This window comes from Streptomyces nigrescens (genome assembly GCF_027626975.1).
Taxonomy (GTDB): domain Bacteria; phylum Actinomycetota; class Actinomycetes; order Streptomycetales; family Streptomycetaceae; genus Streptomyces; species Streptomyces nigrescens.
Genome location: NZ_CP114203.1, coordinates 4,514,265 through 4,527,924 on the forward strand (window position 1 = coordinate 4,514,265; position 13,660 = coordinate 4,527,924).

At 70.9% G+C, this 13,660-nt stretch carries 12 protein-coding genes; 4 read left to right on the forward strand and 8 right to left on the reverse strand.

The features are described 5' to 3' along the window. Window positions 1-2: 2 nt before the first annotated feature. Both STRNI_RS20080 and STRNI_RS20085 read right to left on the reverse strand, forming a co-directional pair. On the reverse strand, window positions 3-656 hold the full coding sequence (locus STRNI_RS20080; protein ID WP_229838091.1) for a Crp/Fnr family transcriptional regulator: 654 nt from the start codon (window positions 654-656) through the stop codon (window positions 3-5). A gap of 457 nt (window positions 657-1,113) precedes the next feature. Beyond that, window positions 1,114-1,605: a hypothetical protein gene (locus tag STRNI_RS20085; RefSeq protein ID WP_266440832.1), complete on the reverse strand. Its 492-nt coding sequence runs from the start codon at window positions 1,603-1,605 to the stop codon at window positions 1,114-1,116. Between the two features lie 130 nt (window positions 1,606-1,735). On the opposite strand from STRNI_RS20085, the gene STRNI_RS20090 reads away from it, so the two are divergent. Further along, complete coding sequence (locus tag STRNI_RS20090; RefSeq protein WP_266440835.1) at window positions 1,736-2,566, forward strand: helix-turn-helix domain-containing protein; 831 nt, start codon at window positions 1,736-1,738, stop codon at window positions 2,564-2,566. Between the two features lie 25 nt (window positions 2,567-2,591). Here the strand turns inward: STRNI_RS20090 and STRNI_RS20095 are convergent, their stop codons facing one another. From STRNI_RS20095 to STRNI_RS20120, 6 genes are all read right to left on the reverse strand, one after another. Beyond that, complete coding sequence (locus STRNI_RS20095) at window positions 2,592-4,250, reverse strand: APC family permease (RefSeq protein WP_277411733.1); 1,659 nt, start codon at window positions 4,248-4,250, stop codon at window positions 2,592-2,594. A 326-nt stretch (window positions 4,251-4,576) separates the two neighbouring features. Next, window positions 4,577-6,508 carry an ABC transporter ATP-binding protein gene (locus STRNI_RS20100; RefSeq protein WP_018089916.1) on the reverse strand — a complete coding sequence of 644 codons (1,932 nt, stop codon included), beginning with the start codon at window positions 6,506-6,508 and terminating at the stop codon, window positions 4,577-4,579. Between the two features lie 606 nt (window positions 6,509-7,114). Further along, a complete protein-coding gene (locus STRNI_RS20105; protein ID WP_018089915.1) occupies window positions 7,115-8,311 on the reverse strand; it encodes an ABC transporter permease in 1,197 nt (398 codons plus the stop codon). Continuing rightward, window positions 8,308-9,036 carry an ABC transporter ATP-binding protein gene (locus STRNI_RS20110; RefSeq protein ID WP_274737294.1) on the reverse strand — a complete coding sequence of 243 codons (729 nt, stop codon included), beginning with the start codon at window positions 9,034-9,036 and terminating at the stop codon, window positions 8,308-8,310. Before STRNI_RS20110 ends, STRNI_RS20105 begins: the two co-directional genes overlap by 4 nt. Then, complete coding sequence (locus STRNI_RS20115; protein WP_277411734.1) at window positions 9,033-10,136, reverse strand: peptidoglycan-binding protein; 1,104 nt, start codon at window positions 10,134-10,136, stop codon at window positions 9,033-9,035. Before STRNI_RS20115 ends, STRNI_RS20110 begins: the two co-directional genes overlap by 4 nt. After that, a complete protein-coding gene (locus STRNI_RS20120; RefSeq protein WP_018089912.1) occupies window positions 10,133-10,768 on the reverse strand; it encodes a hypothetical protein in 636 nt (211 codons plus the stop codon). Before STRNI_RS20120 ends, STRNI_RS20115 begins: the two co-directional genes overlap by 4 nt. A gap of 133 nt (window positions 10,769-10,901) precedes the next feature. On the opposite strand from STRNI_RS20120, the gene STRNI_RS20125 reads away from it, so the two are divergent. Genes STRNI_RS20125 through STRNI_RS20135 form a run of 3 tightly spaced genes read left to right on the forward strand, consistent with a single transcriptional unit; the run spans window position 10,902 to window position 13,628 of the window. Then, entirely contained in the window at window positions 10,902-11,588 is a 687-nt protein-coding gene (locus tag STRNI_RS20125; RefSeq protein WP_026169681.1) for a response regulator transcription factor, read from the forward strand. 7 nt (window positions 11,589-11,595) lie between these two features. Then, window positions 11,596-13,137 carry an ATP-binding protein gene (locus STRNI_RS20130; RefSeq protein ID WP_277411735.1) on the forward strand — a complete coding sequence of 514 codons (1,542 nt, stop codon included), beginning with the start codon at window positions 11,596-11,598 and terminating at the stop codon, window positions 13,135-13,137. Continuing rightward, window positions 13,134-13,628 (forward strand): GerMN domain-containing protein, encoded by a 495-nt coding sequence (locus tag STRNI_RS20135; RefSeq protein ID WP_159487144.1) that lies wholly within the window; start codon window positions 13,134-13,136, stop codon window positions 13,626-13,628. The genes STRNI_RS20130 and STRNI_RS20135 overlap by 4 nt, the downstream gene beginning before the upstream one ends. Window positions 13,629-13,660: the final 32 nt, after the last annotated feature.

The window sequence follows — 13,660 nt, forward strand, 5'->3', positions numbered from 1 at the left end:
TATCAATATGGGTTTTCCGCAAAGACTTTGGCGAACACAAGCAGTTTCGGCACGTCACAGACGGTTATCTTGCGATAACTGCGTTCCACCAGTCCGAGCCTGGAAAGCGACGCAAGGGCCTTCTCCGTCGTCGGCAGGGCCAGCCCGGCGAGCGAGGCGAGTTCCGCCTGATTGAGAGTGACGTCGAGTACCTGCCGCCTTACGCTGCCGTCCGGCACATGGTCTCCATACGCCTGACTTAATTCTGCAAGCACTCGTGCGAGCCTCGTGAGCGAGTCATATGCACGGAAATCGATACGACGCCGATTGGCCCACCGCAGCCGTGCGCACAGCATGGCCAACATGGCCCTCATCGCGTCATGGTGGCGGGCGAGGAAGCCCTCCAGCGCATTGACCTGAATGATGCGTGCGGTCACCTCGCTGCAGGCGATCACGGTGCCGGAACGGGGCTGGTCCTCGAAGGCCGCCATCTCCCCCACCAGATCACCCGCTACGCGTATGGCCAGCAGCATCTCGTAGCCGCTCTCCGAGCTGGCGACGACCTTGGCCACACCGCGAGTGAGCAAGAGGACATGCCGGCTCTCGTCACCCTGCTGAAGCAGCTGCCGATGAGCGGGATACACCATCGGGGTCCCCAGGCTCATGAGGTCTTCCAAGGTGCTGCTCCGCAGCCGCCCGAGGAAAGTGGAGTGCGGCCATGCATGCTTCATTCATACCCCCGCCTGCTTCACACTGCGCGCATCGCGCCCTTTCAACTGGCCTGCCCATGCTGCCGTCGGGGCACGAGAAGGCAAGTGAGCGGGAGGCATATGGCTTGTTACGCTCCTGAGCCGCCCCGTATTGATCGAACGGATGAACTCACTATCGGGCACAGGTTCCAGGCGGCCGCATGCAGGAGGCAGCCGGCTCCGCGGGATCGGCTCTTGGGAGCCGGCCGGTCGGGCACAGCCCTCACCTTCTGGAAATAGCAGCTCTGTTGCGCTCCAGATGTCTCTTCTGGTCCTGATATCCGGAGCTGTCCCATGTGCCGCCTCAGCCTTCTCCATGGCGAGTGGAAAGGCCGAGGCGTAACGCGGACGCCCACCTTGCCAGGACGTGACGAGAACCAGGCCCCTACCCCGCCCTCCCCCCACGGCAATACCCCCGGTATTCCAGTGCGGCGAATACGGCGACCACCACGGCGCCGATGAGGAGGAAGGCGGTTCCCGGGGTGGTCAGGGGCAGGGCGTTGGTGAAGGGGAGCAGGAGGAGGGTGAGGCAGGAGAGGGTGTTGGCGGCGATGACGGTCAGGGTGAGGCGGGCGGGGATGCGGGGATAGCCGGCGATGAGGGCGAGGGCTGCGGCGCCGCCGAGCATGGCGATGCCGAAGGGGACGGACCAGGTGGTCGGCAGGCCGAGCGGGCCGCTGAGCGCGCTGCCGCCGGCCAGCAGGACGACACCGAAGGCGGCGGTGCCCCAGCTGTCGATGCGCAGGACGGTGCGCAGCAGGTCCTGTGCCCCGCGGCCGGCTGTGGGGGGCGGGGCGGCGGGGTGTGGGGCGGCGGTGGCCGGGCCAGGAGTGGTCGGGGCAGGGGTCTTCGAGGCAGGGGTGGTCGGAGTGGCCATGGGGTCTCCTTGGGGTGGGGCCGGGCCCAGTGGTTCCGGCCGGGGGTAGACCGTGGCATCGCGTGGGTTCTGGTCTCAATGACCTGGGAGGTCATGGCCGGGGTGATCTCCGGGTGGTTATTCTCCGGAGATGCCGGAGATGGATGTGGATCAGTCGCCGCGGGTGGGAGTCCTGTTACGGGAGTGGCGTCGGCGGCGCAGGCTGAGCCAGCTCGATCTCGCGCTGCTGGCGGACACTTCCACCCGCCATCTGTCCTGTGTGGAGACGGGCCGGTCGCGTCCGAGCCGGACGATGGTGCTGCGGCTGGCCGACGCCCTGGAGGTCCCCCTGCGCGAGCGCAACACCTTGTTGCTGGCCGCCGATTACGCGCCGGCGTACCGGGAGAGCGACCTCGATGACGCGGGGATGGCACAGATCCGGGCCGCGCTCGACATGATGCTGACGGCGCACGAGCCGTACCCGGCCGTCGTGGTCGACCGCTGGTGGAACGTGGTGACCGGCAACGGGGCGATGTCCGTTCTCATGACGGGCATTCCGCCCGAGGTGCTGGTGCCGCGGCCGAATGTGTTCCGGCTGACCCTGCATCCCGAGGGGCTCGCCACCCGGCTGGCCAATGCCGGTGAGGTCCGCGCCCTGCTCCTGGAGCGGCTGCTGCGCCAGGTGCAGGCGACCGGGGACGCGCAACTGCGGGCGCTGTACGAGGAGGTGTGCCGCTACCCGGCCCCCGCGGAGCAGGAGACGGTCCGGGCCGATGCCGCGGCGGCGCGGCCGGGGCCGATTCAGGTGCCGCTCAGAATGCGTGTCCCGGGCGGCGAGCTGTCGCTGTTCAGCACCATGGCCACGTTCGGTGCCCCGGCCGATGTGACGCTCTCGGAGCTGGCGATCGAACTGTTTTATCCCCTCGACGAGTTCACTGCCGAGGCGCTGCGCGCGGCGGCCGCGGCCGCCGCCGGCCAGTAGGGGGCATCCCCCGCCCCCTGGGCCGTCATCGTGCGGAGGCGGCGGGCGGTGGGGGCACGGATTCGCCCTCCTCCTCGTGCCGTACGGCCGCGTCCACCGACTCCGCGGGGACGGCGAGCCGCACCGCGGTGTAGTGCACGGCCAGGCTGAAGACGATCACGATCACCAGGTCCCACCATTCGGGGAGCGCCCCGGTGCCGCCGTAGCGGCCGAAGTAGGCGATGAGGATCATGCCGCCCAGCCAGGGCCACACCCAGGCGGCGGATTTGCCGCGCAGTCCGCTGCGTTCGCCCGACGGGATGCCGCGGCGGGTGAGCGCGAGGAAGACGAAGCCGATCAGGGCGGCGATGCCGAGCTTCCAGTCCGCCTCGTACCCGGACCAGTAGAAGATCAAGTTGGCGAAGACGAAGCCCAGCGGGGCCAGCACCATTCCGGACGGCATCCGGTAGGGGCGGTTCCGGTCGCCGTCCCGTACGCGCAGGGCGTGCAGGGACACCGGCGCGAACGCGTACATGATGGCGGCTGCCGAGGTGACCAGACCCACCAGGGCCTGCCAGCTGGGGAACGGCAGGAAGGCCAGCTCGCCGACCACGAAGGCGAGGAAGGTCGACACGACGGGCACCCGGCTGCGGCCGATCCGGGCGAGGGGCCGGGGCAGGACCCGCTCGCGTCCCATGGCGTAGGAGAGCCGCGCGGCACCCGCCATGTAGACCAGGCCGGTGCCCGCCGGGGAGATGACGGCGTCGACGTAGAGGATGGTCGCCAGCCATGCGGCCCCGGCGGCGGCCGCCAGAGTGGCGTAGGGGCCGAAGTTGCCCGCCCCCACGGGGTTGTCCCAGCCGCGGGTCAGGGCAGCGGGATCCAGGGCGGCGATGAAGGCGACCTGGAGCAGGAGGTAGAGCGTGGTGGCGATCGCCATGGCGACGATCACCGCCCGGGAGATGTCGCGCTGTGGATCGCGTGCCTCACCGGCCAGCTGGATGGCCTGCTCGAAGCCCAGCAGCGCGAACACCACTCCGGCGGGCAGTGCCGCGAAGACACCGTGTGCCCCGTGCGGGGCGAAGCCGCCGCCCGCGGTGAAGTTCGAGGGATGGAAGGCCAGCGTCATCAGGACCGCGACGGTCAGCAGGGGGACGACGGTCTTCACCACGGCGGTGACCGAGTTGATCCCGGCCAGCAGCTGGACCCCGAGGATGTTGATGATCGTGAAGATCAGCATGAGGCCGCTCCCGATCAGCAGGCCCGCGGCGGTGAGGGTGCCGTTCGCACGCAGCAGGTCCGCCCGGTCATGGATCCAGCCGATGCGGTCCATGTACGAGAGCGTGGCCTCGACCTGGATGGGCGCGATCAGGACCGACCGCAGCCAGGACATCCAGCCCGCGGAGAAGCCTGCCAGCGGGCCGAAGGCGAAGAACGGGAAGCGGGCGGTGCCGCCCGCGATCGGGTAGGTGGCACCCAGCTCCGCGTGGGCCAGCGCGAGGACGGCGAGCATCACCGAGGCGAGCGCCCAGGAGATCAGCGAGGCCGGGCCGGCGACGACGGCGGTGGTGAGCGCGCCCAGCAGCCAGCCGGAGCCGATGATCGATCCCAGGCAGATGAACATCAGCCCCCAGAACCCGACCACCCGGCGCAGGTGACGGCCACCGCCGACGCTGTCACTCCCCACTACGGCTGGCTTGCTCACGCGCGCTCCTGGTTCACCGAGCCATCTTGGTCCCGGGACGCGGACCTCGCGCTTCTGGGGCGCGCCGCGTCGCCTCGTATACGGAGAGTCAACGCGCGGACCGCGGTCAGGTTCCGGCTTGGCGCGCGAGTTCCCTCGTCGGGCCGTGCGGACGGTGACGGGGTGGATGGCCGGTCATCGGCCTGGGGAGGCCTGGGGGAGCCCGTCACCCGGGTTCGGGGAGCGCGGTTGCCGGGAGCGGGGAGTGTGGTCGCCGGGCGCGGGGAGCGTGGTGTGCGCGCGGGCGGACGCCGTGTGTCATCCGCGGGCGCGGCACCCACTTCCGGTTACCGCCAGTGACTGCTTGAGGGGTGCGCGAGGGGGTGCGGAGAGCCGTTGCGGGGCGGGGGGTGGGTGTGGAACAGCGTGGAGTAGAGGCCGCTGCCGGCGAGGAGTTGGGTGTGGGTGCCCGACTCCACCAGACGTCCCTCGTCCAGGACCAGGATGCGGTCGGCGTCCATGGCGAGGTCCAGATCGTGGGTGATCACGATGGTGGTGCGGCCCTCGGCGAGGCGCCGTAGTGGCGCGAGGATGCGCTGGGTGGCCAAGGTGTCCAGGCCGGTGGTGGGCTCGTCGAGGATGAGCACGGGGGCGTCGCGCAGCATGGCCCGCGCGATCGCGACGCGCTGCAGTTGGCCGCCGGACAGCCGCGAGGTGCCGGGCGCGATGACGGTGTCATAGCCGTCGGGGAGGGCGGCGATGAACACCTCGGCGTCGGCCGCCCGGGCGGCGCGGACGACATCGCCATGGGTCACCTGGTCGCGCCCGCAGGCGATGTTCTCCTCCACGGTGTCGTGCAGGACGAGGGTCTCCTGGGGCAGCAGCGTGATGTTGCGGCGAAGCCGGTCGAGCGGCATCCGGTTCACGGGGATGCCGTCGAGCCGGATGCTGCCGGTGTCCGGGTCGTAGAACCGCAGCAGCAGGGCGGCGAGCGTCGACTTGCCCGCGCCGCTGGGGCCGGTGATGACCACCAGTTCCCCGGGTACGGCGCCGAACGAGAAGTCCTGGAGGACCTCGTTCTTGCCGCCGGGGTAGCGGAAGTGCACCCGGCACGCTTCCACCGCGCCGACCGCGCGGCTCGGCGCCGGGACGACGACGGCGGGGTCCGGGTCGGTGACGGCGGGCCGGGCGTCGAGGATCTCCAGCAGCCGCTCGGATCCGGCGGTCGCTTCGGTGACCGTCAGCCCGAGCTGGCCGAGGTCGCGGATCGGCGGGTAGAGGTAGCCGACGAAGGCGGCGAAGGCCAGCAGCTCCCCGAGCGTCATCCGCCCCGTGGAGATCTCCCACGCCCCCAGGCCGATGATCGCCAGGACGCAGAGCGTTTCGAGGACCTCGACGATCTGCTCGTACAGCTCGTTGAGGCGGGCGCTGGTCACCGACGCCCGCAGCCACCTGCGGGCCTCGCGGCCGAGCCGCTCCTGCTCGTCGCGCTGCCGGTTGTAGGCCTGCGTCAGGACGACGTTGACCAGGCCTTCCTCGACGACCGAGGTGATGGCGCCGTCGGCCGCGCGCTCCCGGCGGGAGACCTCCTTGACCCGGCCGGTGAAACGTTTGGTGGCGATCCAGAAGAGCGGGGCCAGGGCGAAGGTGACCAGGGCCATGTCCCAGCGCAGCCAGAACGCGGCACCGGCGTAGAAGATGACGCCGAAGACGGCCGTGGCCGCCTGGACCAGGCCGCTGACCACGAGCGCTTCGATGGCGTCCACGTCGCCGGTCATCCGCTCCACCAGGTCACCGCGGCGATTGCGCTGGAAGAAGTGGGGCGGCAGCTTCTGGAGGTGGGCGAAGACGCGGGCCCGTAGCCGCATCACGAAGCGCTCGGCCGTCCATGCGGCGAGCGAGTTGCCCAGATATCCCACGATCCCGCCGGCGACGGCCACGCCCAGCCACAGACCGGCCGGTGCCCAGAAGGCGCTGACCGAGCCCTTCTGCAGGGCGTTGTCGGTGAGTTCGGCGAAGACCAGGATGGCCACGGTCTCCGCGAAGGCGGCCAGGATGGCGCTGAGGCAGACGAGGAGGATCCAGCGCCGGTCGCCCCGGGTCAGCGGCCAGAAGCGCCGCACCGACTCCTTGAACCCCACCCGCCTGGTGCGGATCGGGGCATCCGCCACCAGGCCGCTCCCGAGAACCCGGTCCGCACCGGTCTCCAGGGTCGGCTGCGCCGCTGCCCGTGGTCCCACCCCAGGGAGGGCGGACGCGTCGTCGTCCTGCTTCGACACGGACGAACCGTGTCCAACAGGCGGTGGCTCCGTGCCTTGTTGAGGCGACGTTTCACGGCGCTGCGGGCGCCGGCGTGAGCTGCGAAGGTGCATGGTCGCTACGTCATATCGTCGCTGCTCGGACGGTTGGCCGGGACCGAAGGGGGCCCCTCACACCAACGAGGCGGACCCGCGCGGTACGCGAGCCTGCCTCGGACTCAGGTTTTTGAGTCAGTGGAAACGACGGCGCCTGCGCAGATACCTGCGTCCACGCCTCCTGCGGCGCCTGCGGCGGCCGTCGTGGTCGTGGTCGTAATCGTCGTCGTGCCTGCGCCTTCTGGGGAAGACATTCCGGAAGCTCATTCTCGCCTCCTAGGAGTTTGTTCCTTTTTGTCGAACCGTTACCAGTACGACAACTCCCAAGCTACGACGCTCACCTGCCTCCAACAAGGCGAAATGCGTGAAAATTCAGATATAAGCCAAGATTCTTCCTAAATATGGCAAAGGGTGCCGAATCGTCACTCTCCGGATACCGTGGAGGGGAGCGCGACGGGCCGGCCGGGCGCCCCCGCAGTGGAGTCCGCCCCAGCCGGCCCGAGCGCCGCACTCCGGCACCGCCGCCCCCGGTCAGGTCGCGCTGAGCGCCACCGTCGGATGCAGCCGGGAAGCCCGTACGGCCGGGTACAGACCGGCGACGACCCCGATCACCAGAGTGGCGCCCAGTCCGCCCGCCAGGGCCCAGGGCGGTACGACGGCGGTCCACCCCTGGGCACGGGCGAAGCCGATGGTGGCGGCGGCGCCCAGGGCCGCGCCCGCCAGCCCGCCGAGTGCCGACAACAGCAGTGACTCGGTGAGGAATTGAATCCGGATCGAGCCTCTCGTCGCCCCCAGGGCGCGGCGCAGCCCGATCTCCTGGCGGCGCTCCAGCACCGAGATCACCATGGTGTTGGCCACGCCCACACCGCCGACGAGCAGCGCCACCGCGCCCAGGCCCAGCATCAGGCTGGTCAGCCCCTTGTCGGTGGCGGCCTTGGCCGCGAGGGCGTCGGAGGGGCGGGAGACCTTCACCGAGGTTTCGTCGCCCGGGTTGACCGTACGGGCCAGGACCCCCTGGACCGCCTCCACCGAGGCGTCCGGCGAACGCTCGAAGATGACGCTCGGATGGCCGCCGAAGCCCAAGTAGCGCTCGGCGGACGGGTATCCGACCAGCGCCGTACGGTCCAGGGTCGGCACCAGCTCGATGGGCGCCAGGATTCCGGTGACGACGTACCAGCGGTCGTCCAGCAGGATCTTGGCGCCGGGCGCGGTGATCCCGAGGCGGTCGGCGGCCACCGAGCCCAGCACGACGGTGGGCAGTCGTTCACTGGCGCGGTTCAGCCAACTGCCCTGATCTATATGGGCGTTGAGGGTGTCGAGCAGATCGGTGCCGGCGGCCTGCACCGTGACACCCGCCGGCATCTCCTCCGGTACGGCATCGCTGCGCCGCACCCGGGCGTCGACCGCGCCGACGGAGGTGGCGTGCTGGACCGGGCCGATCCGCTCGACCATCGCCACCGCGTTCTTGGGGAGTTTGGCGTCCTTGCCCATGGCGTCTTGGCCCGCCTCGGCGGTGAGCAGATTGGTGCCGAGGCGGTCCAGCCGGTTCATGAGGTCGGCGCGGCTGGAGGTGGACAGCCCGATGACCGCGACCATCGTCGCGATGCCGATCGCGATGCCGAGGGCGGACAGCACGACGCGGGTGCGGCGGCTGCGCAGGCCCTCGGCGCCGACCCGCAGCACATCGGCCGGGGAGAGCCGGGCCGCCCGGAGTGCGGGGCCGCTCATCGGGTCACCTCCTCGGTGGGCTCAGCGAAGGAGCCGGGTGCGGCGGGAGCGGCACCGGAGTCGTCGACGATCTCGCCGTCGCGGAAGCGGATCCGGCGGGGCAGCGAGTCGGCGATCTCGTTGTCGTGGGTGATGACACAGACGGTCGTCCCGGCCGCGTGCAGCTCGCGGATGAGGTTCATGACCAGCTCGCCGCTGGCGGTGTCCAGCGCACCGGTCGGTTCGTCCGCGAGCAGCAGATCGGGGTCGCCGACCAGCGCGCGGGCAATGGCGACCCGCTGCTTCTCGCCGCCCGAGAGCTGGTGGGCGAGGTGGCCGATACGGTGCCCGAGCCCCACCTCTTCCAGGGCCGTACGGGCGCGGGCACGGCGCTCCCGCAGGCCCGTCCCGCCGTACAGCAGACCGTCGGCGACATTGTCCTGGGCGCTGCGGCCGGGGGCGAGGTGGAAGTGCTGGAAGACGAAGCCGATGTGCCGGGCGCGCAGCACGGAGAGCTGGGCGTCGGACAGCGTGCTGACGTCGTACCCGGCCACCCGGACCTCGCCCGAGGTGGCCCGGTCGAGGGTGCCGAGCAGGTTGAGCAGGGTGGACTTGCCGGAGCCGGACGGGCCGACGATGGCGGTCAGTTCGCCGCGCTCCACCCGGAGGTTCACGCCGCGCAGGGCGTGCACCCCGCCCGGGTACGACTTGGTGGCCGCCCGCAGTTCGATCACGGGTGGGGTCATTGCTCGGCCGCTCCGACCTTCATGCCCTCGGCCAGGCCGGTGCCGCTGACCTCGATCCGGCCGTCGGCCGTCAGACCCGTCTCGACCGCCACCATGCGGGTCTTGGAGCCCTGGACCAGCTCCAGCCCGTAGCCGCCCTCGCGCAGCGCGACGATCGCCTCCACCGGAACCGTCAGCACGTCCTTGCGGCTTTCGCTGACGAACTTCACGTGGAGGGTGCCCTGCCGGTCCTTCTCGCGGACCTTGGTGCCGTCGTCGAGTGTGATCTCCACGTTGATGGCGTCCCCGGGCGAGCCACCTGCGCCTGCGGCCCCGCCCTCGCCGGACTCGGAGTCCTCCGGGGCCACCACGCCGCTGACCTTGCCGCGCTGGGTGCCTCCGCCGGGCATGGCGATCTCCACCTTGGTGCCCTTGGCGGCCAGCGCCCCGTCGGCCGCGTCGAGCTCGGCCCGTACGACCGGCTTGGTGGATGCGACCGTCAGGACCTTGCTGTCCGGGCCGATGCTGTCGGCGAGCGCGGCGTCGGCGGACACCACCCGCACGGGGCCGCGCTGGAAGACGACGTCCCCCTGGCCGACCTCGCCGCTGGCGGTCACGTCGAGGGACTTCTGCCACTGCTTGACGGCGGCCTTGGTCGCCTCGTCGAAGCGGACGTCCACATACAGTCCCGCCCCGAAGCCCAGGTCGCGGAGGTTGCGCTCCAGCTGGAGGACGTCCGGGCCGCGGGCGCCGGCCTTCATCGTGCGGAACATCGGTGTCGAGCCGTAGAGGAGGGTCACCGGGCGGGCGTCGCGCTCGTACAGGCGCTGGCCGAGCGACACGGTCCTCCCCGATGTGGCGGCCTTGGTGACCGTGCCCTCCACAGGGGACTTCACCACCCGGCGCTGCGCGTAGTCCAGCTTCCCGTCGACGGTCTTGCTCTGGACCAGATCGGTGCGGGTGATCTCGGTCGTGGTGGGCGGCCCCTTCGGCCCCCGGCCGTCGGCCGAGGCGTCCTTGCCGCTGCCGGTGAGGGTCATGACCCCGGCGGTCGCCGCGGTCGCGGTCACCGCCGCCGCCAGGGCGACCAGCCCCCGGCGGCGCTTCGGTGCGGGGCTCACTGCAGGCCGTCCAGGCCGTCGAGGAGCTTGCCCTTGCAGGCCTGGCGGGCCTGCTTGTAGGTGGACGAGTCCGACGAGACCTCGGGCGAGGTGGGGTTCGGGTCACCGCCGGGGATGACGTTGCCGTCCTGCAGCTTCGGGTTGGTGAACTTCGAGACGCCGTTGGCGCGCATGCACTTGGCGTGCGCGAGCATCGACTCGTAGTCCTTCTGCGTGTCGCGGGGCGGCTCCAGGCTCATGGCCTTCCGCATCTCGGTCGTACACTCGCCGTCCCGGCCGCCCTTGGCGATGCGGTCGTTGCCCATCGCCTCCTGGAGCGCGTCGATCTTCGTCCAGTCGAGATGGCCGCTCAGCTTGGGGTCGGGGTAGTCCTTGTTGATCTTCTTGCGCATGCACTGGACGAACTTCATCTGTGCGTCGTAGAACGCGCTCTTGCCCTTGGGCGCACCATCCTTGGACGCGTCGGCGCCGTCCTTGGTCTGGTCGGTGGAGGGCGCGTTGCTGACGGAGGCGACCCCTCCGTCGGACGACTCGGCGGCGCCGCCGCAGGCCGTGGTCAGGGCGAGGGCGGGTACGGCGATCAGCAGCGCGAGGCGTGCGGCACGGGAGCGGGAGCGTGTCTTCTGCGTCATGCGGACAATGTCGGGGGCCGAATTGGTGGCCGCTCCATGGCCGCATGATGAGAACGTAACAATGCCGCCGGACCGCATCTTCAGCCTGTGGATAACTCCTGAGCTGCACAAACCCTCGCCCATAATCGTCGGCATGCCGCATGTGCTGTTGATCGAGGACGACACGTCCGTCCGGGACGGAATGGAGCTGGTGCTGCGCCGGCACGGCCATGAGGTCGACGCCGTCGCCAGCGGCGAGGCGGGCCTGGAGCTGCTGTCCCGCCCGCGCGCCGGCGGCATCGAGATCGCGGTGGTCGACCTGATGCTGCCCGGTATCGACGGCTTCGAGGTCTGCCGCCGGATCCGCGGCCGGGGCCAGCTGCCGATCATCATGCTCACCTCCCGCGGCGACGATCTGGACGTGGTCAGCGGGCTGGAAGCGGGCGCCGACGACTACGTGATCAAGCCGATCACCGGCCGGGTGCTGGAGGCCCGTATCCGGGCGGCACTGCGACGGTCCGGCCCGGCCACCCGTCAGGACAGCGACGACTTCGCCGGACTCGTCATCGACCGGGCCGGCCTGACCGTCACCAAGCGCGGCACCCGCATTCCCCTCCCGCCCACCGAGCTGCGGCTGCTGCTGGAGCTGTCGGCCGCCCCCGGCCGGGTCTTCAGCCGGGAGCAGCTGCTCGAACTCGTCTGGGAGCACGACTTCCTGGGCGACTCCCGGCTGGTGGACGCGGCGGTCGGAAGGCTGCGCGCCAAGCTGGAGGACCTCCCCGCCAAGCCGCGCTACATCCAGACGGTGCGCGGCTTCGGCTATCGCTTCGGGCCGCTGTGAGCGCGCCATGAGCACCACGGAGGAGAGCACGGAAGAGGCCACGGAAGAGGCCGCGGCGCCGTCCGCTCCGGCGGCCGCCCGGCGCACCCCGCTGCGGGCCCGTCTGCGGCTCCCGCGCCTCGACGGGCTCCGCGGCCGCCTGATCATCACCGTCGTCGTGGTCGCCCTGATCAGCGCCGTCACGGCCACGGCACTGGCCTACCGGGAATCACGTGACGCGGTGCTCAAGCGGGCGCAGAACGCCGCCGTCGAGGACTTCCGCAACCGCGTCAACAACCTCGCGGCGGAGCTTGATGTCCCGACCGATCCCCGCTCCATGGGCCGGTTCGCCACCGATGTCTCGTCCGGTCTGCGCGGCGCGCTGGTCGTCGCCCAGTACCGCGACTACACCGCCTCCTCCGACCCCTCCGCGGACCGCAGCCGGATCACCGCCGACCTGCGCGCGACGGTGCGCACCCGCACCCAGGTCTCGCTCCAGCGGGTGGAGCACGGCGGGAAGCCCTGGCTGGCCCTCGGCGCCCCGGTCCTCCTGGACTCCGCGGGCCGTGCCGGCGGCTCCGGGCAGCCGTCCGGGGTCGAGATATTCGCGGTGGTCTCCCTGGCGGACGAGGAGCGCGACACCGCCGATCTGGTGCGCAGTGTGCAGAGCGGCCTGCTGCCCGTGGTGCTGCTGGCCGCCGTCCTGGCGCTGCTCGCGGCGCGTACGGTGCTGCGGCCGGTCCGCAAGCTGGCGCGGGCCACCCGCAGGCTGGCCACCGGCGAGCTGAGCATCCGGGTCGAGGAGAAGGGCCGCGACGAACTCGCGGAACTCGCCCACACTTTCAACGAGACGGCCGGTGCGCTGGAGCACAGCGTCGGCGAGCTGCGCGAACAGGAAGCCCTGGCCCGCCGTTTCGTCGCCGATGTCTCCCATGAGCTGCGCACCCCGCTCGCCGCCATGACCATCGTCTCCAGCGTCCTGGAGGAGGACGCCGACCAGCTCACCCCCGACACCGCACACGCGGCCCGCACGGTCAGCGCCGAAACGGCCAAGCTGACCCGGCTCGTCGACGACCTCATCGAGATATCCCGCTTCGACGCCCGCGCCGTGGCGCTCACGGTGCACTCGGTGGACATGGCCGAGGCGGTACGCGGCACGCTCGCGGCCCGCGGCTGGACCGACCGGGTCGAAGCCGATCTCCCCCCGGGCATACGGGCCCGGCTCGACCGCCGCCGGCTCGACGTGATCGTCGCCAATCTCGTCGGCAACGCCCTCCGCCACGGTGCGCCGCCGGTGACGGTCACCGTACGGGCGGCGGACGACTGGCTGACCGTCTCGGTCGCCGACCACGGCCCGGGGCTGGCCCCCGAGGTCGCCCGCCATGTCTTCGACCGTTTCTACAAGGCGGACAGCGCCCGCAGCCGCTCGGAAGGCAGCGGCCTCGGCATGGCCATCGCCCTGGAGAACGCCCGTCTGCACGGCGGCACCATCGAGCTCGCGCCCCCGGCGCCGGACGTCGGCGCCGTCTTCACCCTTCGCCTCCCCCTCCGTACGGAATCCGCCTCATGACGCGCCCCCGCACCGCCCTCACCTGCTGTGTGCTCGCCCTCGTCACCACGGGCTGTGGCATCCGTCCCACCGGAGTCACGTCCGGCGGCACCGCGCCCTCCGGGATCTCGAACAACATGCGGATCTACTTCGCCTCCGACAGCGGGCTGCGGGGGGTGCCCCGGCCCGGCAGAAAGGTCGAGGACTTCAACGTCGCCTACCGGCTGTTGCTCGACGGGCCGACCCCGGAAGAGCGGGGCGACGGGCTGGCCAGTCTCGTCACCCCCGACAAGTGGCTGAGCGTCACCTCCCGCCATGGCAGTGTCACCATCAACACTCCCGGCTACTCCGCCGACTCCCCCCAGGACCAGAGCACCGGCCAGCTGGTGTGCACCTTCGCCCGTGCCGAGGTCCTCCTCCACGGCACCCGTCCGGACAAGGTCCAGGTGACCATCGTGGCGGGCAAGGAGCGCGCCGGGCCGTACCAGTGCCAGCAGTTCCTGTCGCACTGAGCGTCTGGCGGGGCGAGCACTAGGGAGTACCA

What these genes read in the sequence shown, in the direction of transcription:
- STRNI_RS20085 (WP_266440832.1), bottom strand. Translation starts at nt 1,605, where the DNA reads ATGGCCACTCCGACCACCCCTGCCTCGAAGACCCCTGCCCCGACCACT.
- STRNI_RS20090 (WP_266440835.1), top strand. Translation starts at nt 1,736, where the DNA reads ATGCCGGAGATGGATGTGGATCAGTCGCCGCGGGTGGGAGTCCTGTTA.
- STRNI_RS20105 (WP_018089915.1), bottom strand. Translation starts at nt 8,311, where the DNA reads ATGAGCGGCCCCGCACTCCGGGCGGCCCGGCTCTCCCCGGCCGATGTG.
- STRNI_RS20110 (WP_274737294.1), bottom strand. Translation starts at nt 9,036, where the DNA reads ATGACCCCACCCGTGATCGAACTGCGGGCGGCCACCAAGTCGTACCCG.
- STRNI_RS20120 (WP_018089912.1), bottom strand. Translation starts at nt 10,768, where the DNA reads ATGACGCAGAAGACACGCTCCCGCTCCCGTGCCGCACGCCTCGCGCTG.
- STRNI_RS20125 (WP_026169681.1), top strand. Translation starts at nt 10,902, where the DNA reads ATGCCGCATGTGCTGTTGATCGAGGACGACACGTCCGTCCGGGACGGA.
- STRNI_RS20130 (WP_277411735.1), top strand. Translation starts at nt 11,596, where the DNA reads ATGAGCACCACGGAGGAGAGCACGGAAGAGGCCACGGAAGAGGCCGCG.
- STRNI_RS20135 (WP_159487144.1), top strand. Translation starts at nt 13,134, where the DNA reads ATGACGCGCCCCCGCACCGCCCTCACCTGCTGTGTGCTCGCCCTCGTC.